At 37.6% G+C, this 20623-nt stretch carries 21 protein-coding genes; 7 read left to right on the top strand and 14 right to left on the bottom strand.

Annotation, left to right across the window (positions count from 1 at the left end; translation table 11 throughout):
* Positions 1 to 2 precede the first annotated feature (2 nt).
* The gene (locus ABMA72_RS15490) at positions 3 to 572 is read left to right on the top strand and encodes a hypothetical protein (RefSeq protein WP_392860026.1); all 570 of its coding nucleotides are present in this window, start codon (positions 3 to 5) and stop codon (positions 570 to 572) included.
* 49 nt (positions 573 to 621) lie between these two features.
* On the opposite strand, the gene ABMA72_RS15485 is transcribed toward ABMA72_RS15490, so the two are convergent.
* Positions 622 to 1038 (bottom strand): NINE protein, encoded by a 417-nt coding sequence (locus ABMA72_RS15485; protein ID WP_392860027.1) that lies wholly within the window; start codon positions 1036 to 1038, stop codon positions 622 to 624.
* Positions 1038 to 1382, bottom strand: a complete 345-nt coding sequence (locus ABMA72_RS15480; protein ID WP_392860028.1) for a hypothetical protein — start codon at positions 1380 to 1382, stop codon at positions 1038 to 1040. The genes ABMA72_RS15485 and ABMA72_RS15480 overlap by 1 nt, the downstream gene beginning before the upstream one ends.
* Positions 1383 to 1451: 69 nt before the next feature.
* Between ABMA72_RS15480 and ABMA72_RS15475 the strand changes: the two genes are divergently transcribed.
* Both ABMA72_RS15475 and ABMA72_RS15470 read left to right on the top strand, forming a co-directional pair.
* Positions 1452 to 1754: a hypothetical protein gene (locus tag ABMA72_RS15475; protein WP_392860029.1), complete on the top strand. Its 303-nt coding sequence runs from the start codon at positions 1452 to 1454 to the stop codon at positions 1752 to 1754.
* A 3-nt stretch (positions 1755 to 1757) separates the two neighbouring features.
* A complete protein-coding gene (locus ABMA72_RS15470; protein ID WP_392860031.1) occupies positions 1758 to 2312 on the top strand; it encodes a hypothetical protein in 555 nt (184 codons plus the stop codon).
* Between the two features lie 265 nt (positions 2313 to 2577).
* Here the strand turns inward: ABMA72_RS15470 and rpsD are convergent, their stop codons facing one another.
* From rpsD to ABMA72_RS15455, 3 genes are all read right to left on the bottom strand, one after another.
* Entirely contained in the window at positions 2578 to 3210 is a 633-nt protein-coding gene (rpsD, locus tag ABMA72_RS15465) for a 30S ribosomal protein S4 (RefSeq protein ID WP_392860033.1), read from the bottom strand.
* A 183-nt stretch (positions 3211 to 3393) separates the two neighbouring features.
* Positions 3394 to 4254, bottom strand: coding sequence for an aminotransferase class IV (locus ABMA72_RS15460; protein WP_392860034.1), 861 nt, complete (start codon positions 4252 to 4254; stop codon positions 3394 to 3396).
* On the bottom strand, positions 4251 to 4760 hold the full coding sequence (locus tag ABMA72_RS15455) for a rhodanese-like domain-containing protein (RefSeq protein ID WP_392860036.1): 510 nt from the start codon (positions 4758 to 4760) through the stop codon (positions 4251 to 4253). Before ABMA72_RS15455 ends, ABMA72_RS15460 begins: the two co-directional genes overlap by 4 nt.
* A gap of 105 nt (positions 4761 to 4865) precedes the next feature.
* Between ABMA72_RS15455 and ABMA72_RS15450 the strand changes: the two genes are divergently transcribed.
* Both ABMA72_RS15450 and ABMA72_RS15445 read left to right on the top strand, forming a co-directional pair.
* The gene (locus ABMA72_RS15450) at positions 4866 to 6158 is read left to right on the top strand and encodes a CFI-box-CTERM domain-containing protein (protein ID WP_392860037.1); all 1293 of its coding nucleotides are present in this window, start codon (positions 4866 to 4868) and stop codon (positions 6156 to 6158) included.
* Positions 6130 to 6495 (top strand): response regulator, encoded by a 366-nt coding sequence (locus ABMA72_RS15445; protein ID WP_392860039.1) that lies wholly within the window; start codon positions 6130 to 6132, stop codon positions 6493 to 6495. The genes ABMA72_RS15450 and ABMA72_RS15445 overlap by 29 nt, the downstream gene beginning before the upstream one ends.
* Before the next feature lie 36 nt (positions 6496 to 6531).
* On the opposite strand, the gene ABMA72_RS15440 is transcribed toward ABMA72_RS15445, so the two are convergent.
* The 6 genes from ABMA72_RS15440 to ABMA72_RS15415 all read right to left on the bottom strand — a co-directional run bounded on the left by ABMA72_RS15440 (position 6532) and on the right by ABMA72_RS15415 (position 13726).
* Positions 6532 to 7545 (bottom strand): diiron oxygenase, encoded by a 1014-nt coding sequence (locus ABMA72_RS15440; protein WP_392860040.1) that lies wholly within the window; start codon positions 7543 to 7545, stop codon positions 6532 to 6534.
* Positions 7546 to 7556: 11 nt separating this feature from the next.
* On the bottom strand, positions 7557 to 7814 hold the full coding sequence (locus tag ABMA72_RS15435) for an acyl carrier protein (protein WP_392860041.1): 258 nt from the start codon (positions 7812 to 7814) through the stop codon (positions 7557 to 7559).
* Between the two features lie 13 nt (positions 7815 to 7827).
* Positions 7828 to 9444: an AMP-binding protein gene (locus tag ABMA72_RS15430; protein WP_392860043.1), complete on the bottom strand. Its 1617-nt coding sequence runs from the start codon at positions 9442 to 9444 to the stop codon at positions 7828 to 7830.
* Positions 9437 to 11782: a phosphotransferase gene (locus tag ABMA72_RS15425; RefSeq protein ID WP_393057819.1), complete on the bottom strand. Its 2346-nt coding sequence runs from the start codon at positions 11780 to 11782 to the stop codon at positions 9437 to 9439. Before ABMA72_RS15425 ends, ABMA72_RS15430 begins: the two co-directional genes overlap by 8 nt.
* A gap of 104 nt (positions 11783 to 11886) precedes the next feature.
* Entirely contained in the window at positions 11887 to 12801 is a 915-nt protein-coding gene (locus ABMA72_RS15420; protein ID WP_393057818.1) for a hypothetical protein, read from the bottom strand.
* The gene (locus ABMA72_RS15415) at positions 12791 to 13726 is read right to left on the bottom strand and encodes a hypothetical protein (RefSeq protein WP_392860048.1); all 936 of its coding nucleotides are present in this window, start codon (positions 13724 to 13726) and stop codon (positions 12791 to 12793) included. Before ABMA72_RS15415 ends, ABMA72_RS15420 begins: the two co-directional genes overlap by 11 nt.
* A 63-nt stretch (positions 13727 to 13789) precedes the next feature.
* Between ABMA72_RS15415 and ABMA72_RS15410 the strand changes: the two genes are divergently transcribed.
* Complete coding sequence (locus tag ABMA72_RS15410) at positions 13790 to 14827, top strand: DUF3419 family protein (RefSeq protein WP_392860050.1); 1038 nt, start codon at positions 13790 to 13792, stop codon at positions 14825 to 14827.
* 27 nt (positions 14828 to 14854) lie between these two features.
* On the opposite strand, the gene ABMA72_RS15405 is transcribed toward ABMA72_RS15410, so the two are convergent.
* Complete coding sequence (locus tag ABMA72_RS15405; RefSeq protein WP_393057816.1) at positions 14855 to 17530, bottom strand: PEP/pyruvate-binding domain-containing protein; 2676 nt, start codon at positions 17528 to 17530, stop codon at positions 14855 to 14857.
* Between the two features lie 48 nt (positions 17531 to 17578).
* Between ABMA72_RS15405 and ABMA72_RS15400 the strand changes: the two genes are divergently transcribed.
* Entirely contained in the window at positions 17579 to 19147 is a 1569-nt protein-coding gene (locus ABMA72_RS15400; protein WP_393057814.1) for an AMP-binding protein, read from the top strand.
* Positions 19148 to 19167: 20 nt separating this feature from the next.
* Here ABMA72_RS15400 and ABMA72_RS15395 read toward each other — a convergent pair whose 3' ends face one another.
* On the bottom strand, positions 19168 to 19989 hold the full coding sequence (locus tag ABMA72_RS15395; RefSeq protein ID WP_392860055.1) for a phosphatase domain-containing protein: 822 nt from the start codon (positions 19987 to 19989) through the stop codon (positions 19168 to 19170).
* Positions 19990 to 20047: 58 nt separating this feature from the next.
* Positions 20048 to 20533, bottom strand: coding sequence for a hypothetical protein (locus ABMA72_RS15390; protein WP_393057812.1), 486 nt, complete (start codon positions 20531 to 20533; stop codon positions 20048 to 20050).
* Positions 20534 to 20623: the final 90 nt, after the last annotated feature.

Here is a 20623-nt window from a genome sequence, read left to right as displayed (position 1 = left end):
ATATGAGATTTTTCACATTTGCCTTATTACTAGGGCTATTAGTTGGTTGTAAGACTGAGTTTAAAGGAACACTTTCTGTTGATTCTGCAGTAGAGCTTAAGTCAAAAGACGATAGTATTTCACTTGCTAAAGGTGACTACAATGCGAAGCTAAAGTTTATTGGAAAAAGAAAACTTAAAATTAAAGTTGCTGGTGAAAAGCTAACTGTTAAGTTTGATGAGAAGTTTAAACTTCCAAGAAATGGAGAGTTTACTCTTGATAAGGCCGATACAACTCTAAACTATGATCTTCATGGAACGATCACAACAGATATCGAACGTGGCCCAATTCGCCACCGTGATGAATTCTGTGAAATCACAATTCCAGAAGTAATTTGTAGCAGAAGAAGAGGTCAGTGTACGACAGTTTATCGTCGCTACCCAGGACGTCGTTTTGTTGAGTACCGTGATGATATCATCTCTAAGGTTTTCAAAATTGATGTTGCAGATGCAGGACAAACTTATTCGACTTTTGATGCAACTTCTAGAGACTACGATCGTGTATACCTTTACCAAGGTCGTTGTGGTTTCTAATTAAATCAAATTTTAAAGAAAGAAAAGGCCCTCTAAGTGAGGGCCTTTTTTATGCAATACCTTTGTTGATATCATCAATTTGTTCATTCAGTGTCCAGAAGTCATAAAGAACACCAAAGAGGAAGAAGCCACCTGTTAGAAGGTAGAGTATCCCCATCACAATCTTACCTTGATAGAATTTGTGAAAGCCAAAGACTCCTAAGAAAGTTAAAAGAATCCAAGCAATATTATAATCAAGAACACCCTCAAAGTAGCGATTATCGCATTCTTCATCCATTGCAGGAATTAGAAAAAGATCAACTAACCAACCAATTCCTAGAAGCCCTAATGTTAGCATCCAAATTGTACCTGAGATTGGTTTCCCGTAATAGAAGCGGTGAGCACCCATGAAGCCAAAGAGCCATAGTAGATAGCCCATTACTTTGCTGTGAGAGTTATTTGGAAGTATTCCTTGTTGTTGATTCATTACTTATACTCCTTTAGGCCCCATGGAGGTGCCTTGCGGTCACTTAGTAGTAGCTCAAACGCATCCTCGACCTTTTCAAAGATTTCTTTGGCCTCAAAAAAATCTTCTAGCTCTTCCATTTGCTCTTCTTCATCAAGAGAGAGTGGAATTCCCGTAATAAAATAATTTAGCTCAGCACCTTGGTACTTAGCATTTACCGTCAATGTATGAAATTTCATTTCATCATTTTGGTACTTGGTAAGCTTTGGGCCAGACAGAAATAAATGGTATTTATCATTGGTGTCTGGGCCAATTTCTGTCGTGAAAAAATACTCAATATCGTTAAATTCGCAAGAGAACTTCATATTTTGCTCGTTGGTTTATTAGATTTAAATTTAAGTTACACTATTATTATACTAGACTTGGAGATATATGTGAAAGTTGATTATTTAAAGAACTCAAATGGAGAAAACGTGAGCGAAGAAAATAACTCGAAAGAGAGGAAAGAGCCTCGTCGCATTCTAGTATCAAGTGATAAAAAAACTCTTAATCTTACAGATAAAGATATCTTAATTGTGGCCTCAAAACTTAAGAAATATATTAAGGATAAACATAACCTTAATACATCGGCCAATGTGATGGAAATTCTATCTGATATCGTCCGTGTAAAGTGTGACTCAGCAGCAGAGCGCGCTAAGCAAGATGGACGAAAGACTCTACAAAGCAAAGATTTCTAACGAATGAGTAAATTAGAAGAGATTGCTAGTGCCGTAGAGCTCTATTCTTCCGAGACAAAGTCATCAGTCACTTTATTTGGTGGAAGTTTTCATCCATTTCATGATGGCCATCTTGAATGCCTTAATCAATGTAGTGAATATGAAGACAATATTATTATCGTCTTAGACTATAGTCCTTGGAAGTCTAATGAACAGGAAGATCCATATGGTGAGTACCTAAAGATAAAAGAGGCGACAGGGGCCCGTTTTCCTATTTATACGGGCTTTTGGGCACAGAAGCTAAGAAGACCTACATATGAGTGGTTGCAAGAGGTAAGGTATCCTGAGGTGAATTGGCTAATGGGTGATGATACCTTTGGCTCATTTCTAAAGTGGTTTGAAGTTGAAAAGGTATGTCAGCTTCTGACAAAAATCTATGTTGTCCCTCGTGATGAGAAAATGGATGAGTACAGGGAAGTGGAAGCAAAGATTAAAGAGTATAATTCAAAGCTTGAGGTGATCTATCTTAGGCCTCATGATTTTCAAGAACTAAGTTCGACGCAAATAAGATCAAAGTAGAAATAGGAAAGGCTAAGAATAAAAGGTTAAGAATAAAAGGTTAAGAATAAAAGGTTAAGAATAAAAGGCTAAGAATAAAAGGCTAAGAATAAAAAAGCTCCTTAATAAGGAGCTTTTTTTATTCTGTCGCTTGGGCTTTCCCATAGCTCCAGATACAACAAAGCCGGGCTTGAACCCGGCTTGTTGAATAGATAATTTGCCCTCTTCGAGGGGAGCTAGCATCGCGTCCAATAGGTTGCCTTTGGGCAACCAATGCCGCGAGTGCTTACTTAACTTTCCAGTAGTACTCAATAACTAGCTGAGAGTTGAATTCAAATGGTACATCTGATTCAAGAGGAGCTGCAACCATAGTTGCTTTCTTCTTATCTGTACCTTCAACATTGTAACAAGCTGGAACTGCTGCGAAACGTGGAGTTTCTTGAGTTTGCTTGTAAAGTTGGTTGTTATAACCTTTCTCAGATAGAGAGATAACGTCACCTTGGCTAACGATGAAAGATGAACGGTCAACTTTCTTTCCGTTAACTAGGATTTGTCCGTGAGAAACCATTTGAGAAGCTGCCATCATTGATGGTGCAAATCCAAGTCTGAAAACTACGTTGTTCAGTCTTGACTCAAGGTTAGATAGAAGTACTTCCATCCATGGCTTACCAGCAGTGTTCTTCTTAGCTTGCTTTACGTAAGTAACAAGTTGCTTTTCTCTTAGACCGTAGTGGAATACTAGTTTTTGTTTTTCTTTAAGACGTACGGCATAGTCAGAAATTTTCTTTCTTTTGTTACCGTGTACACCTGGTCCGTATGGACGACGTGCTAATGCACCAGCTTTTCCAAGACCTGGAAGTTCAACACCTAGTGCTCTTTGGATTTTAAAGCGTGATCTCGCTGTAGTACTCTTTGCCATTGTTGGCTCCTTTTGAATAAAAAAGACTTTAGGGACAAGGAAAAGTTACATCACATCTCAAAGGCTAGTGCCTTAGGCCCATCAATCTTACTTAATAATTTCGGATGTAACTGAAGCTTTATAGCGAACAATGGCCACTGTTGTCAATGGGAAAGGATGTAAATATTAGATATTATAGAAGTTTCAGAGCTCTGATTTAAAGATATCAAGTACTTGCAGAGTTTTGCTTCCAGGTTTTCCATTTCCAATTGTTGTGTCGTCAACTTTTACGATTGGCACAAGGTATTTTGTTGATGACGTAAGAAAGCACTCATCCGCTTCTTTTAACTCACTGCCCGTGAAATTTACCTCTTCAAATGGAATGCCTTGCTCACGAAGAATGCGAATAACATTTTCTCTTGTGATACCTTTTAGGAGTCCGGCCGCAATTGGTGGGGTTTTAAAAACTCCATCTTTTACAATCCAGATATTACTTGTCGTACACTCTGTAACGTTACCGTCTTGGTTGAGCATGATGGCGTCAAAGTATCCAGCTTCCTTGGCCTCATTGTAGGCGAGGATATTATTAAGATAATTTCCTGACTTTATATTTGGGTCCATGGACTTAACTGGGTTTCTAAGAGTGGAAGCAATAATAACTTCGACACCATCGTCATACCAAGTCCTAGGATTCTCCGGAAGTTCTTTTCCGATAATGATAACATTTTGATTGCTGGCCGCTTGTGGGTCGAGGGTGATTTCTCCTTCTCCGCGCGTGACGACTAAGCGAATATAGCACCTGTCATGACCAGCTTCATGAAGCTTTGTTGCAACCTCAATAATACGTCTTTCATACTCGTTGAAACTTAATTGGAGGTGCATGTGCATCTTTAAAGCAGAGTTTTGAAGACGCTCCAGGTGTTCTTTTAAAAAGCCAACCTTTCCACTTCGAACTTCTGTTACTTCGTAAACAGAGTCTCCGTAGAGGAAGCCACGATCAAGCACTGAGATTTTTGCATCTCTTTCGTGATCGAGAATTTGGCCGTTAATGCTAATTACTTTCATGGGAGAATTGCTTTGTATCCTTCTGGGATAATATTCCAGGCATCATTTTCAAAACGAACCTCTTTTGTTTCTTTACCCATGAGATAGATCTTTTGGCCACATTGGAGCCAGTCAAGAATTCCACCAAATAGATTCGTAAACTTTGTATTTGGGTTTGTTTTTGAAAGCTCGAGAATTGCCTTCGTTGAACGGGTTCCAATAGTTGAATAAACGACGACTTCCTTACCTTGAAGCTGAGGATAGACTTCATGTAGTTTCGACAAAGGTATTGCTCGTTCAATATGAGAGACCTCGAATTGATAAATATCTCGTGCATCGACGACGACAAGGCGATTATCCTTAAGGCGAAGGCGTCTTTTTAGGTAGTCGCAATCCACATTTTCAACACTTGGGTACTTCTTCGATAGTGCCGTGGCCATACTGCCAATAACTTTTCTCTGATCCTTAATTCCATCCGTTCCAATACATGAACTTAGTAGAAGCATAGAGAGCACAATATATTTCATAATTTGATCCAAACCTTTGTCATTTAAACTACTTAACTATTTCAATTTATCATGCCAAATCTTTAATTATTTGACCATGAATAAAACTTAACCCATAATTTTACTATGCAGAAATTATTTAAAATCTTCATTTTTCTTTACCTTACTATCTCTAGTGCCTACGGTGCGTCTTTAAGCCTAGACGATAAGACAGAGCCTGTTTTTTACCTCAGAAATTCAACAGGTGAAAATTTAAATGAGCTCTTTTATAACCTTGGAGGAGATGGGTCAACAGCAGAAGCTGCAATTACTCTCTATGTTCCTCTAAGTCTTGGAACTAATGCACAAGATTTAGCCTATCATATTGCCGACTCAGGTGGAACATCGCCAAACTTGGCAGATGAAACCTCTGATCTAGGGGGGCTCTTTTTAAGAGACGTTGACTCTCTTGCTTATACTAATGAAGAGCTTTATGTCGCACTAAAAGACAATGACAATTCAAGTCCTGTATTTCGTATTATTTCTCGAATTCCAGATGCGCAAGTAGAGAACCCATTTGTAAGCTTTGCTGAAATTTGCTCATCAAGTGAGTTAAACTGTGCAGGAATCACAGATTCAATCGCTTCAATTAAAGATAGTGTTGAGTTGGTTTTATTCTTTATGCCTAAGGACACAGATTATAGCTCAAACGAAGAAGTGGAGATTCCCGATACTGTCGGTAGAGCAATTTTTTTCAAGCTCGTTATTAGTGCTGCTACAGTTGATATTCAAACACGATCAAGCTTAAGTATTATTTCGACGTATTCTGGAGATAGCTCGGCAGTTATAGAGTACGCAGGTGATCACGGTGGAAATGGGACTTATATCTCTCGAATGGCTCTCTACTTAAAAGACACTGCGGGAGCTGGTGTTGTAAGAACAGATTTTAGAGAAATATTAGAAGACCAAGGTAATGAAGGGAATGCAAAGGTTACTGGGCTTTCTAATAATAGTCAGTATCGAGCTTCAATAGCATATCTTGATCATTTTGGCTTTGTGAGTCCATTGGTTGAGACTGGCGAAGATATCAAGCCACAGCCAATCGAAAAGCTACTTGCGCAAAATCAGTGCTATCTTGTGACGGCGGGATTCCAAAGAGATCACTACGTCTTAGACTACTTTAGGATCATTAGAGATGACTATCTTATGAAGACGGCCCTTGGCGCTGCTTTTGTTGATTTTTACTATGGCACTGCGCCATTATTTGTGGAAACAATCTTGAATAATAAGGCCTTGGCCTCTATGATTAAGAGATATAGTTTCTCAATGTATTTTGTTTTACAAAATATCCTATTTATATTAGGATGCATGACTATAATTACGTTTTTAACGTTTAGAAGAGAATTTATCTATGCCTTACAAAGTTTTAATCGTCGATGACGAACCAGATATTCTAGAGTTACTGGCCGAAGAGCTTCAGTTTGAAGGCTATGAGACAGAGTGCGCAAACTCAGGAAATAGTGCTGTTAAGCTAATCAATAGTGGCCAAACTTTTGATGCCATTATTTCTGACTACAAGATGCCAGATGGAAATGGAAAGGTTGTTCTCGATTGCACAAATAGCAACGACAATCAGAAAGAGAAAGTTTTCTACTTTGTTTCAGGACAAGCTGATATTTCTCTGAAAGAGGCAATGAAGGAAGGAGTAACTCGTTTCTTTTACAAGCCTTTTGATCTAGATGAATTACTAACAAGTTTAAAAAAAGATCTACAATAAAAAAAAGGGACCGTATTGGGTCCCTTTTTTGTTTGGCTAGTTTAGGATTGTCGAATGCGTACCTCGTACGTATCGGTTTTTCCCTAGGTGATCTTCCTTACTTTCTTCAAGTAGGAGATCCCAAAAACCATCCATTTCATTATATTTGGCCAGTAACTCATATGTACGGCCAAGCCCCTGTCTCGAAAAGGCACTTCGTTGGAATTCAACATTCGTACGAAGTGACTCAAATTCACTTTTTAATTGATTAACTGTCTCCTGCGAAAGGTCACTGAACTCTTCTTGCATGAGTTCCAGGATTCTCCCGGCAAGTCTCTTCGGTCCAAAATATGACGAAATAAACTTCACAAAGACGCTGGCATTGATCTTTCTAAGGATTGGGTTGGCCTTATCATAGAAGGCCGCAAGAAAGCACTCATCAATTTGCTGGTGTCTTACTTCATCAAGCATATGATAGTAGTGGCACTGCCAGAAGTTCCAATCAACATCACCGGCCTTAAGGGCCTTATTATATTTCTTAGAGATATCTAATGTTCTCTCTTCAAAGAATAGGGCAATCCAAATCCACCACAGAAAGATATTTGGAAATGTTGTGACAACTTTCATGATGAAATTCTGCATAGGACTAAGTTTAAAAATACGCAGGGGATTCTCTTTCGAATAGTTTTCAGGCTCAGCCTTCATAAGCATTCTTAGAAAGATTTCACCGTGCTTATCTTCTTCTTCCATAAAGTGATCAATGGCCTCTGTCATTTGAGGGTTTAGCTTATAGATTCTTTTACAGCTTTTTAGGGCCGGATTTAGAAGAACGTTTTCAAACCAAATGAATTGCTCGCAAATTGAAAGTCCAATTAATTGGTTAAATCTAAGTTTTTGGGCCTCTGTAAGTAAGTCATAACTTGGTAGGTAAGAGATGGTTACCATTTCATCTGGTGTCCACTTAAGCTTCTTATCAATTGGTTTAGACCAATCGAGTGCATCAACTGTGAAGGCACGCTCGACAGATTGTTTATTAAGTTTTTCTAATTTGCTAATAAGTCTTGATTCCATCTTAGCTCCAATTATGAAAGTACTTGCTTAAGTTCTTCGTTATGATTTTTTTCTAAGTAATTAATTAAGTCTTGCGTTGTTTGGCATTGTAAGAAGATTGTGACAGGCAGTTCTTCGAAATCTTCTTTTAGACGCCCAATAAAAGACATGGCATCATATGAGTCAAGTCCAAGGGTTATAAAGCTTGTCTCAAGAGTCAGTGTGATCTCTCTCTCATCACTAACTTCAGCAATTGCTTCATTTAAATATTTTAAAATTTTCTCATTCATAGTGGTATCCAAGTTATCCCAATTTCTCTTTAACTAAGAAATTAAACTTAAATTTATTTTTTATGTATCGAGATACTATAAGATTAAATCGATAATTTTTCTCGATTCTTGTAATTTCTCCGGCCATGTATCTTTTTTGGGCATTTTGGCGTTTTACCTTCCCACTCGTCGTTTTCTTAAGGGTCAACTCTGGCACGATCGAGATATTGTCTTCTGATAGAGCAATTTTTGACTTAAGTGCATTAGCGACGTCTTGTTTAACTCTCTTACGGGCCTCTTTTGACTTCTCATTAAGCTCAATGATGAGATGTGGTAGCTCACTCTTATCCGTTTGGATAGAGAAGGCAACCATGCGCCCAAGCTTTACCGCTGGAACTTTGGCGGCCATAAATTCGAGGTCGTTGGCAAAGATATTAACACCGTTACAAATTAACAGGTCTTTGCTTCTTCCGGTTACGTAGAGTTTTCCTTCTTTATCGAGGAAGCCTAGGTCTCCTGTATTAAGCCAGCCATCTTCAAGATGTGACTCTCTACCAAAGTAGTTATTGGAAATCGACGGGCCTTTTATATAGATTTCTCCAACACCCTGGTCTTGATTTCTTATCTCTAGCTGAGTAGGTGAAAGGACCTTTCCACATGATATAAATTCTTCGTTTTTAATTGTTAGGGCCTCAAACTTAGTTCCAACCTCATGAAATGTTACAGCAAGAGTTGCCTCCGCTAGCCCATAAACAGGCATAATAGCATTTGCACTGAAACCGTATTTCTCAAAGCGCTTACTGAATGCCTTTAAAACATTGGCCTTAATAGGCTCAGCTCCACATTGAGCGAAGCGAATATGTGAAAGATCGAGTCCTTCTAATTTCTTTTCAGGAATTTTGGTCGCACAAACATAGTAGGCCGAATTTGGAATACAAAGGGCACTACACTTCGTTTCTGATACGAGGTGAAGCCACTTATGAGGTGCAATGACGTAGTCTTGGGTACGAATAATATGACATTCTAAATTCTTTAACAGGGCCGTTAGAAGACTTCCAATTAATCCCATATCGTGGTGAAGTGGAAGCCAAGTACAAATTGAATCTGATTCGCTAAGTTTGATCCCTTGATTAATTTGATCATTATTTGCAAGAAGGTTGCTATGGCTGATAACAACACCCTTAGGAGACGAAGTTGAACCTGAAGAAAATTGGATAAAACAAGTTTCACCACTTTCTGGATTAGCAAATTGTGTTGCCATTTCAACGTCGTTAAATTTTGCAATATTTGTAAAGCCCTCTGGAGAGTTCTTTGCTGCGATATACTTCGTTTGTGCCGCTGAAGAGAATTGGGAAAGCAATTCTTGGTAATCATCTTTTAGCATTAAGGCATTTGATGCCATTGGAACTGGCACATTTCCTGAAAGAATAATACCAAAGAAATAGGTCACAAAATTTTCTTCATTTTCAAAAGAAAGAATTATATTACGGCCTGTGATTTCATTTGCTTTAATTTTTGAAGCAATTATGCGGGCCTTCTCCATAAGCTCATCGATAGAAAGAGAGCTAACAAGCTTAAAGTTCTTATAAAAGAAGAGAACCTTCTTTTCTAGATCTTTATTTGAAAGTAGCTTGTCAATTAGGTTACGCATTCAGTTGACCTTCTAAGTAAGCAATAATTTCAAGTGTCTTATTAAAGATATGTGGCATAAATTCGTATTCATTTACACTATGACCTACATAGTAGAATAGGACACGGTTAAGTAAGTACTCATTAGCACAAGAAAGCATATTTTCTAGTTTCTCTTGCTTGGATAGCTCTTGGCCATCTTTAGCGAAGTAGTACTCGATATCACTTGCGATCTCACCACTTGGCGTAGTGAAACTCATGAATTCAACCAGGTCTCTATATGGAGAGTTAAAGCGTGATAATTCCCAGTCATAGAAGCATGGACGTCCATTCTTAAAACAAATATTTCTTGGGTTAAAGTCATTGTGAGTTAGCGTCTTTGGCCCCTCATTAATGATCTTTGCCCATTGTTCAACGTTATTTAGAACTTCTTCTAATTTCTCTTCTGTCTTTGCACTAATATAATTTTGTGCACGAATATAAGTGATAATCGACTTTGTTAAATCCTTATCAATATTAACTTTTCCAAGATTAAGTGATGACTCTGCTACCTCTTGTGAATTTGCAAAGCTCTTGTGTACTTTTGAAATTGCATCATAGATTAATTCACGCGTTGAACTAATCCAAAGCTCTAGGCTTCCTTGAGTGTTCATGAGTTCAATTTGTGAGAAATTTAAGTTTTCAAGAAGAAGTAGGTAAGCTTCTTTTTGAGCACTCACATATGTACCGTGAAGCTCTGGCATATAGCGAGCGAAGTCTTTTGAAACCATACGATATGCTTCAATTTCTCTAATATGACATTTCGTAAATTCATTATTATGAATTGTTTTGATAAACTTTCTTCTGATATCACTATCAGCAAAACCTGCAATAGCTGCAAAGCCTGCAATCACGTCAGTATCAAGAGGCTTTGACTTAAGGATGATTTTTTCTTCTTTATTCACTTCTAGTGAAGTAAAGCCAAGTGATTTATTAACCACTCGAGAAGTCGCTTCAGTGATAATCCCATTTTCAATATTGATCTTATGATCGTGCTCAATTGATTCACTTTCTTGTACAAGAGTCGACTGATCAGTAAAGTTCTCATTGATAAATTCTTTTGTGATATCTTTTGTCTTAAGCTGATCTTTTGGATTATTTCTTCCTAGCTTGTCGTGAGCATAAGCAAATTGTCCACCACAGATGGCCGACATTGTTGAAAGCTCAAGCGATAGGGCAGCACCAGCGATGATTTTTGCAAATCTTTCGACTTTCCCAGCTCCTGCACAACCAATCGACTTTAGGCAGTCTTTATAGTGTCCAAGCCCTGTTCCTCCACCAACAGTTCCAATAACAAGTGAAGGTAGCGTTAAGCTTACATATAAACCTTTTTCATGCTTTTCAAAATTTAGAACCGCAGTTGAAGACTCGTGAATACAAGCAAGATCCTGTCCTGTTGAAGCAAAAATGGCAGCTACAGCATTGGCAACGTTTACGTTATATCCAGTCATTCCTTCAAGGCGTGTGATAGGAAGAGATCTAAGGTATAGATTGATCAGGTCAGTACTCGATGTTTTTAAGATACGCTTTAAAACTTTTTCAGAAATTACACATTCTGCAGTTACATAAGTTCCACGAGTCTGCATGGCAGATCCAACTGAAACCTTCTTATCACTTGACCCATTTCCTTCAAGAAAGAATTCCACGAGTTTTATTTTCGATGTTAAAAGCTCTTCTTTGATCCAAAGACATGACTGCCATGTACAAACAGTTGTCATATTTTGACCAGAGGCATCCGCGCATTCATAGATAAATTTAGCGTGAACGTTGCGTCCAATAAGAACTGGCTTAATCTTCTTAAGATCGGCAAAGTTTGAGTATTTCTTAGTGATACATTTAATTGTATCGAAATTATCTTCAAGCCATGAGACGAATTCATCAGCATGGTCAATATCATCAAAAGTAAAAACTGGAGCGCGATACATGCGCTTTCTTAATACCTTGGCCTTAAATCCACCGCATAGTGAAACAGCAAGTGCGCCACGAGTGATGGAAGAAACAAGTGCTCCCTCAGATGTTGCAATCGGAATATAAAGATCTTCTTTTTCACCTTTTTCATTTATTTTTAAAGGCCCACAAATTCCCATTGGAATGGAAATACTTCCAGCATAAGACTCGATATTACCTTTGAGGCTTAATCCATCTAAGTCAGTTGCTTGAATTGAATCGAGGTTTTCTCCGCACTGGGCCTCTAGAATCGCAATGCGATTTAGTCTTGCTGCCTCAGAGTAGTCAAAACGAGATGGAGCCGAAAGCTTCTGCTTTACGACTTTTGCTTCCTGCTCAGAAGCTGAATTTGAGTGTGTTTCATTGATCTTCATAGTTCAAATATAGCTTATAAAGATGAACGAGAACGTTTAATTGAAAATTGTACTATGGCCGTATACACAGTAGACGGCATACCTTTGCTTGTAAAATCAATTAGTTATAGCTTGAAAAGGTGATAGTAGCGAGTCTTCTGAGAAATATCTTTCGCAAATAGTGAAGGAAGGTTCCCATCTCGCATTAAACATAGGTAGGCCTGGTCATATTGAGATCTAACTTGAGGGATGATCTGTTTAAGTAGATAGATGAAGCTTAGGCCCATATGGCGATGATCTGGATGGACTCCCATGGTCTTAATAAGGAGCCTTTTTGTATTGAGTGCTGTGGGGTCCACAAAGTTTAAGATGATACCAACTATCGAGTTATCTTCTTTTGAAATTAGAGCACGAGAGGTGTGTGGGCAAATTAAAGCAGCGGCCTGGGCCCCATACTTAAGCTTGAATGTCTCAAATGAAATTGATGAGTATGCGATATTCTCTCCAAAGACTTGATCGGCGCTTTGATAGAAACGTTCAAGGTTATCTAGCCAAAATTGGCCATCAATCACTTTGAGCTCATAATTTTGAGTCATTGGTGAGTCATCTATTTCATCAAATTGTTTAGACCACTTTAAGAGCTTATCAAAATCATTAATCTCATAAGTTACATAACTCTCAAAGACTTCACCGTTAGCATTTAGTAAATCGTAGAGGCCCTTGTCATAAGGAGGCTCCATTAAATGGTGGGGAAGGTCTTCGTTTTGTTTAAGTCGATAGGTGTTATAAGTTGAAAAATTCAGAGGCCCAATTATTTTGTCGATACCATGTCTTGCACGATATGCCTTTGCTGCAGTGATAAAGCTGTCTGATAAATTCCCTGAACAAAAGCCAAAGTAGGCTTCATTACCTATAAGAAAGAATATTGCCGAAGCAGTGCCATCGACAAATTGCTCAATACTTGAGATTGCTTCGTTATCTTTAAAAAGAAGAAATTCTTGTTTCTGTTCCTGTGCAAGTAGGTCTAAATTAATTTGCATAAACACCTACAATGAGAGCGATATAAAGTAGGAGAGCAAAGAGTCCGAATGACTTTTCATTCTTCTTGCGTCCTTCTAGACTTGGCTTTTTAAGGTATTTAAAAAGAGTTGATTGTGCCGCTGCAAACCCTGCTATTCCCATGGCCGCTAGGATTGAGCGTAAATTTGGCATAAGTGGAATAAGGTAGAGGAAGCACCCTAGAGTGACCATATTCATTAATGTGATAATTAGAACACTACCACCAGCTCCATAAATTTTTGTATATGAGTCAAGTGTTTCAGTTTCCTCTTCAGGCCCTCTCGTCTTTCTTGTGAATTCATATGAGAAGCCTGAAGCAAATGACATGGCAAGAATTAGATAAACGTAGAACTCAAATGTTGGAACTTGCCATTTTGCCGACATAATCCAAATAATGATAAGAGGAGAGACTAGCATGTGGCTAATCGAGTAGAGCGTTAAGCGCTTTTCTAGCCAAGGGCCAATAAAGAACTCCTTGGCCATAAGAACTGACCATAAGTAAACGGCCCCATAACAAATAAGAGTAAGATAGTTATTTGAGATTAAGAATGAATAAGTTAGTCCAATAATCGTAAAAATGGCCGCAATAATATCGAGGTGCCAAAGTTTTATGAGGCCTCTTTGGAGTGCTCGCTCTGGGTGATTAATACAGTCAACTTTAAAGTCCTTATGTTCATCGAACACTCTTAGAACAAAGTAGTGACCTACGACTGCAATGGCGCCAAGGATATCTAATGGAGTGAAGTCTAGTGTTTTATCTTGTAAGAAAAGCGCTAGGCGACTCATGACAAAGAAAGTAATGAGGCCAGAGATGACATTGGCCATTGGAAAGCGCTCGTTTGACCATGCTAAATATCTCTTAATAAATGAATCTTCCATTGTAATATGACTTATCTCTTTACTCATACATCCTCATCTGAATTTAATTTCTTTGTACCATTATATAATGAAAACAACTATAATTGTGACATGGCAAAATATTTTACTGACAAATTAAATTACTCACTAGCAAATGAAGATATTGAGATGGAGTCAAAAGTTTGTAGAAAACTTTCTCCAAAAAATATTGGCTCAATCTGTGGTGCCGGCCCAAGAGGACTATATCTCGTAACACAAACTGATTCTAGGCTAGACCTCTTTGATGTTTCAGGGCTCCAAATAGAGTGGGCCAGAGCGTATGAGAAGGCGATTCTTGCCCTTGATGAAGTAGAGTTCCTAAGAGCGTATCACGATGATTCCGCAATCTTAAAGACAGTTGGAGCAAATGTCGGCCTTAATGAATACTTTGAGGCCAATGAAATAGCTGCCCTTGCTGGTTCATGGGAAAAGACGTTTATTACTTTCTCAAAGCTATGTCGCAAGATCCTTGGCCATCGAATTATAGATGCCCTTAAAAATTGTAATTCAATTCAAGAGCAACTCAATATTATGGATACAGTGAGCTTTAAGGTTAAGTGGACTGTCGTTCTATCAATTGTAGGAAATAAAGCGTTAATGAATTCTCTCTTGTATCGAGGGGACTTCATAAGAAAGAATATCCCTGAGAGCTATGTGAAGTTCTATCGTAATCGCTTTGCTCGTCTATTTAAGAATAACCTCATTAAGGATAATTTTTTCTTAAGTCTATGCTTTTTTGGAGAAGTTACTTTGACAAATACTCCACTTCGTTGTCGAAAGTTTTCTGAGCTTAAAGGCTGTATTGAAACAACTCAAGTCAATTATCATATTGGTGATGTTGTTGCAGAACTTGAGAGTGGGAAACATCAATTTGATTATTTCTCTTACTCAGATGTGCCGAGTTACTTTAATGATGAGCTAGGTCGAGATTTTCTTCAAAAGGCCAAGGCTTCGATTTCCATTGGTGGTGTGGTCTGTGTTCGCTATTACTTACGTGTTCATTCTCCAAAACTAGACGGTTATGAAGATATTACAGCTGACTTTACAGATCTTATTAAGAAAGAAAAAATTGGGGTTTACGATATAAGATTTTATAAAAGAGTTTCATAAAAAAAGGCTTCATTAAGAAGCCTTTTGTTATTCTTGGTTTTCTTGAAGTAGGTTAATCAGACCTTTTTCACAGTCCATCTCAATCTCTTGTCCATTTTCGACAATTTTCGTAATCCCTGGAACACCGACAATTGTTGGTATTTTAAGTTCTCTAGCAATAACGGCCGAGTGAGAAAGTGTTGATCCTTTTTCAACAAGTAGGCCTTTAATCGACGGGAATAATGGGGCCCATCCTGGATCAGTCCTTACCGTACAAAGGATCTTATCATTAACATCAATTCCATCGTCTGGTTTAAAGAGTAGGGCGACTTCTCCTGTGATATGCCCCGGGTAACATCCTATCCCTTTTAGTGCTCCATCATGATCGAGATTTGTATTACCTTCATAGATAAATTTATTTCCTGCATGAACAAAGCCAAAAGTCTTAAAATGATGGCCAGGCTCTTCATCTTCATATGATTCATACTCAGACTTTCTTAAGCTAATTAGCTCTTTTAGACTTGTCTGCACAATGCGCCCATCTTTTAATTCTTCGATCTCACTAAGTGTTAGAAAGAAGATATCTTCAGGTGCACTGATGAGGTTAAAGTTCGCCAATTGATTACCCATTTCGCGGTAAATTTGACGTGAAATTCCAAAAGACTTCGTTCGTAATAGTCTTGTGTTTTCTCTGTATCGAATGGCCTTTCTAAGTTTAGAAAGATCTTTATAAAAACGTTTTCTTGCAAATGACGAAAGCTTCTTTTTAACAATAGGAGCAATTTTAGCTTCTTCTGACTCCCTAAGTTCAAGCTCATTTGCAATAAAGCTCTCATAACTTAGACTTTCTTTAATGACGTAGTTTTTAAGAATATTTATCAGAAAGTCTGGGTTTTCACGTAGAGATAAACTTTCTAACTTAAGTTCACCAATAGTACGGTCACCATAGTTTTCAATATATTTCTGACATAGCTCAAAGATGGCCTTGTTGTTAATATAGAAGAAGTCCATGACTTTTGAATTTTCCAGTTTTAAGAATTGATCCTTAAAATCTTGATCACTCTTCTTTATTTCGTCACTTATTTTTAAAAGTTCTTTTGTTGGTTGAGTACTGGCAATATCATGCTCTCCAGATAATAAATTACCAAGGGTGATATCTGCATTTTCAACCGCAAGCTTCTCCATCCAGCGATACATCTTTCCATTCATCATCATAACGTAGAAGTCATTAATTAGGGGAGCATGCCACTTACTTGTAATTTTTTGATCAAGCTCTTCAGTTAGCTCATAGAGCTGTGTGAGGTTAAGCCTATTAAGTTTTGAAAAATCAATTTCATCATATACTTCATAAAAACCGGACATGAAGTCTGCAACAACTTTATCGATTTTAGAAAAATACCACAGGAGACTTCCAAAGGTTTTAATTAGGCCTGGAAGCATTTTTAATCTCTCACAAAATGGTAGGTCTTTATCTTCAATGAAGTCGACAGGATCTGTGATACCCATCATTTTCTCCATATCACCCTTTGATTGTTTAAAAGATGGAAGTAGCAGAAGTCCTTTATACCAAGACTGAATATTGTAGAAGACTCGTCCCTCGATAAGAGCAATCATATTCTTATGTCTCTTTTCGTGCTTCTTGAGTTCTTCTTCGCTTAGTCCTGTTAAACCCAGTAGTTGGTGATAAACCTTATAGTACATCTTTGAGGCATAAGAGAAAGTAAGGGGAGTCGTCACGCCATTAAATGATTCTTGAATATTTGAATTATCAAAGACATTGGCAAATTCTTCTCTCTTATCCATTGGAAGAGAGGTGATATCTCTTGTTTGGACAATATAGATTTCTCCATTTTGAAAACAAAACTCAATATCTTGAGGCTTCTTCTTTAGTGCGAGAATCTCAAGAGCGAGCTTATTTAACTCGATAATTTCAGCATGAGTCAAGACACTCGAGTTAATATCACTTCCAGTGACTTCGACTTTCTTAGTTGTTTTATTGTCGTAGTCAGCGATTATTTTAAAATCTTTTTCTCTAATTTCATCTTTTATAATGCCACGGTCATTGATCGTGTACTCGTCAGTGTTACACTCACCGCTAACGACACCTTCGCCTTGGCCATAATTTGCTGAAATAAGCATTTCATCTCTGTAGCCGTTAATTGGATTGGCCGTAAAGAGAACACCTGATTTTTCTGGATCAATCATTTCTTGTATGATGACGGCCATCTTAGGTGTTGATTGGTGAATTTGATTCTTAAAACGATAAGTAAGAGCGGTAAGAGAAAAATTACTCTTAAAGCAATTTCTTATGGCCGCTTCTATCCTTTCCTTTCCTTGTACGTAAAGAAATGATTCAAGCTGTCCTGCAAAAGAGAAGTGACTGCCATCTTCATCTGCAGCAGAACTTCTAATGGCATAATGAATATCAGGATTAATCCTTTCCATCACATCATCAATGATTGATATTTCACACTTATTTATTTCAGCGTGAATCTTTTCAATGAGAGCTTTTAGGTCATCGATAAACTCAAGTTGCGTATATTGAGCAATAAGGTTTTTTAATACCTCGTTTTGGTCAACTAATGTTTGAAAGTAATCACTAGTGATACAAAACCAATCTGGTGTATTAACACGACACTTTTCAAGCTTAGCAAGGTTATAGGCCTTACCACCAACTTGTGTTTTTGTTGTAAGAAGAGAATCAAATTTACTTAATAGATACATTTACTACCTAATATTACAAATTATATTATTTTCATTTAATATTATCATATGAAAAAAATTGAAGATATAAGGCAAGAACTGGGTTATATCGGTGTGCCAATAAATGGCTGCCATTACCTTGACTCCCATTTTAGAAATAACTTAGAAAAGCGATGCTTAATATACCAAGATAAAGATCAGACTTACGGCGAATTTATGTCACAGGTAGGTGCGTGGATAAAGACCTTATCAGATGCTGGAATTAAGAAAGGGGATCGAGTTATTGTTCTTATTCCTCTTCGTCTTGAGCTTTATCAGATTATGGTTGCCTTGTTCTACATGGGTGCAGTTGTTGTTTCGATTGACTCGACGATGCCTAAGGATAAGCTTAAACAGGCCATTGAAGATGCAAATGCTCAGGGAATCATCTCTGTTAAAGAGCTTTTAAAGTGGACTCCATTAATTCCCACCCTTTGGAAAATGAAGCGTTTTACATATGACCAAAGTTGTTTCTTTGCTAAATCTTTAACTAGTATTAGAGCTGAAGATAATCTTAATTTTTCGCAAACACCAATTGAGCAAGATGCTCAAACTCTTATCTCTTTTACAACTGGCTCAACTAGCAGGCCAAAGGCCGCAAATAGAAGCCTTGATATCTTTTTAGCTCAGAAGATCGTTTCAGAATACTTCTGGTTACATCGTGATGATGAAGTAGATATGCCGTTTTTTCCAACTCTCGTTCTACAAAATTTGGGACTTGGGATTACGACAATCTTTCCAGATATCGACTATCGAAATTTATCTGAGTTTGATGCTGCAAAAGTAATTGATCAAATGAACAAATATGGTGTGACACGCTTTAGTGCCAATCCGATGATTATAAAGAGACTTGCAAATTACCTTGCTACAAATGATATCAAGATTCCAAGCCTGAGAAGCATCATTATTGGTGGTGCTGAAATTTCAACGAAGCATGCAAACTTTGTGAAGGAACAATTTGAAAAGGTAAATGACGATATTGAGATTCATATTATCTACGGATCAACGGAAGTCGAGCCTATTAGTTTTGTGCCAATTGATGAATATATCTCAAATAAAAAAACAGGACTTAAGCTAGGTCATGTCATTGAAGTCTTAGACGTAAAAATTGATAAAATTGCTAATGGTTTTGACTTTCAAGAAGGGCTTATCTGGGGAGAGATTTGTTTAAGTGGTCCTCATGTGATCAAGGAGTATATTGATAATCATCCGGCCAATGAGACCACTAAGAAGTGGGATGAGCAGGGAAGATTATGGCACTTAACTGGTGATGTTGGTTATATGAGTGGTGGACAGATTTTTCTTTTGGGTAGACTAAAGGATTGTTTAAGTGTTGATGGAAAGCTTGTGCCTACATTTCATTATGAAAATGAATTAGCACGAATTGAGGGGATTGAGCGAGCGGCCCTTGTCCAAGTTGGAGATAAGATCAAATGTCTTATTGAAGGCGAAGTAAAAATTAAAGATCATCTTAGTGAAATTTTAAGCGATTGGAATTTAGCAAATGCAATTATTGAGTTTGGGAGAGTTCCTGTTGATTCGAGACATTTTTCTCGTGTTGATCGCAATGCCATAAGAGAAGGAATCCAGCACAACTAAAGTGTGCTGGATGATATTATTTAGTTTTCGTAATTTTGACAAAGTATCGAAATTTTCTTTGTTAACTCTTTAGGTAGAGTCGAGAATAGGTTTGACCAGCTATTCACTTTATGTCCATAACATCTTTGCCAGTGTGGAGTATAAAGCTGACCTTTATCTCTTAATAGGTATTCTTCCATATAGCTTTTTAAATGTAGGTCTTGAAGATCTTTTGAATCAGATCTTTCTAATACTTTTCTCTGATAGAGTGTATCGGCAATTTCAAATGGTGTTACAAAACTTGCTTGACCTTTATAAAGCTTATTTGATTCATCAAAATTATATGCTGCTCTAATAAATGTGTGAAACTTGATACCTGGGTAAGTTTGTTTGATACCATTGTAGAAAGAGTTATCGTGCTCACCATTATCACCAACAAGGATAACAGTGTCTGGCCTGTGCTCAGAGATTAGCTCTTCAAGTCTTTGGGCCTTAAAGACCTTGCTTGAAACTTTAATCGGTCTAATTTCAAGGCTACCTTCTGGGAAATTTCCATTCTTAAGTAATTCAGTGTGTGACCATGCCATCACTTCTTCAGGCGCATTTGTCAGGTAGAATACATCTGCATCAAGGCGATTCTTTATGATGCGGTAAAGATCGGCCATACCAAGGAAGATATTATTTGTGCGGTAGGCGTTTGAAACAGCATCAATCTTTGATCTGATATGGCCGACCTTAATTGTGTCGTCGATATCAGAAATTAGAATCGTTTTTCCACTATCTTGAGTAAAAGCTAGTGTTGCTGATGCTAAAAGGTTTAACGTAAGTACTAGGATTACAGATTTGATGTTTCTTGTTTTCATGAAGAAATCATATTGAATGAATTCATAGATTTCACCATGTATCGCGTTAGTATGAACATTATACAGAGATTTCGTTAAAGTTTTCCATCCAAGTACTGAATTGTTGGCATTTTTGGACCTCTTTTGCCTTGAGAAGGTAGAGATTCTTGTGTGATCTAAAAGTTAGGATACTGCCCTTAACCTTGAGCTCCTTAAGTTTTTCGATCTCTTTATAGTGCTCAATATTGCGATAATCACAGGTGCTGATAGTTTCGGCCTCGATTTTCTGCTTTTGAGTGACCTCATTTTGAAGCTCTATCATAAGATCAAGCTGTTCTTGTGAGAGTTCGTGACTAATTTCTCCTAATCTTGCTAGATAGCCTCTTGATTCATTTAAGCTTCTGGCCGCAAGATGGCCAAGCCCTTTTTTTGAAAAATTATTGAATTCTTCAATCTTTACTTGAGAGCGAAAGAGGTAATCATTGGCCTTTAGTCCAGCAGCGTGGATCGAATTTGAAAGCCAGTAGACTCCTAATAATATAAAGATAAAGTATCTCAGTTTCATATGCATTTTAAAGAGCAAGAAAAGTGCCAAGAAATAGGGCATGCTAATACGAGCTTTCAGTAACTTGGAGTGTTTATGATATGGACAGTG

Origin of the sequence: Halobacteriovorax sp. CON-3 (assembly GCF_043196995.1) — a bacterium.
Lineage (GTDB): Bacteria > Bdellovibrionota > Bacteriovoracia > Bacteriovoracales > Bacteriovoracaceae > Halobacteriovorax_A.
Note: the sequence above shows the minus strand (reverse complement) of the source record. Positions and strands in the feature narration are given on the sequence as shown.

What these genes read in the sequence shown, in the direction of transcription:
- ABMA72_RS15490 (WP_392860026.1), top strand. Translation starts at nt 3, where the DNA reads ATGAGATTTTTCACATTTGCCTTATTACTAGGGCTATTAGTTGGTTGT.
- ABMA72_RS15485 (WP_392860027.1), bottom strand. Translation starts at nt 1,038, where the DNA reads ATGAATCAACAACAAGGAATACTTCCAAATAACTCTCACAGCAAAGTA.
- ABMA72_RS15480 (WP_392860028.1), bottom strand. Translation starts at nt 1,382, where the DNA reads ATGAAGTTCTCTTGCGAATTTAACGATATTGAGTATTTTTTCACGACA.
- ABMA72_RS15470 (WP_392860031.1), top strand. Translation starts at nt 1,758, where the DNA reads ATGAGTAAATTAGAAGAGATTGCTAGTGCCGTAGAGCTCTATTCTTCC.
- rpsD (WP_392860033.1), bottom strand. Translation starts at nt 3,210, where the DNA reads ATGGCAAAGAGTACTACAGCGAGATCACGCTTTAAAATCCAAAGAGCA.
- ABMA72_RS15460 (WP_392860034.1), bottom strand. Translation starts at nt 4,254, where the DNA reads ATGAAAGTAATTAGCATTAACGGCCAAATTCTCGATCACGAAAGAGAT.
- ABMA72_RS15455 (WP_392860036.1), bottom strand. Translation starts at nt 4,760, where the DNA reads ATGAAATATATTGTGCTCTCTATGCTTCTACTAAGTTCATGTATTGGA.
- ABMA72_RS15450 (WP_392860037.1), top strand. Translation starts at nt 4,866, where the DNA reads ATGCAGAAATTATTTAAAATCTTCATTTTTCTTTACCTTACTATCTCT.
- ABMA72_RS15445 (WP_392860039.1), top strand. Translation starts at nt 6,130, where the DNA reads ATGCCTTACAAAGTTTTAATCGTCGATGACGAACCAGATATTCTAGAG.
- ABMA72_RS15440 (WP_392860040.1), bottom strand. Translation starts at nt 7,545, where the DNA reads ATGGAATCAAGACTTATTAGCAAATTAGAAAAACTTAATAAACAATCT.
- ABMA72_RS15435 (WP_392860041.1), bottom strand. Translation starts at nt 7,814, where the DNA reads ATGAATGAGAAAATTTTAAAATATTTAAATGAAGCAATTGCTGAAGTT.
- ABMA72_RS15430 (WP_392860043.1), bottom strand. Translation starts at nt 9,444, where the DNA reads ATGCGTAACCTAATTGACAAGCTACTTTCAAATAAAGATCTAGAAAAG.
- ABMA72_RS15425 (WP_393057819.1), bottom strand. Translation starts at nt 11,782, where the DNA reads ATGAAGATCAATGAAACACACTCAAATTCAGCTTCTGAGCAGGAAGCA.
- ABMA72_RS15420 (WP_393057818.1), bottom strand. Translation starts at nt 12,801, where the DNA reads ATGCAAATTAATTTAGACCTACTTGCACAGGAACAGAAACAAGAATTT.
- ABMA72_RS15415 (WP_392860048.1), bottom strand. Translation starts at nt 13,726, where the DNA reads ATGAGTAAAGAGATAAGTCATATTACAATGGAAGATTCATTTATTAAG.
- ABMA72_RS15410 (WP_392860050.1), top strand. Translation starts at nt 13,790, where the DNA reads ATGGCAAAATATTTTACTGACAAATTAAATTACTCACTAGCAAATGAA.
- ABMA72_RS15405 (WP_393057816.1), bottom strand. Translation starts at nt 17,530, where the DNA reads ATGTATCTATTAAGTAAATTTGATTCTCTTCTTACAACAAAAACACAA.
- ABMA72_RS15400 (WP_393057814.1), top strand. Translation starts at nt 17,579, where the DNA reads ATGAAAAAAATTGAAGATATAAGGCAAGAACTGGGTTATATCGGTGTG.
- ABMA72_RS15395 (WP_392860055.1), bottom strand. Translation starts at nt 19,989, where the DNA reads ATGAAAACAAGAAACATCAAATCTGTAATCCTAGTACTTACGTTAAAC.
- ABMA72_RS15390 (WP_393057812.1), bottom strand. Translation starts at nt 20,533, where the DNA reads ATGAAACTGAGATACTTTATCTTTATATTATTAGGAGTCTACTGGCTT.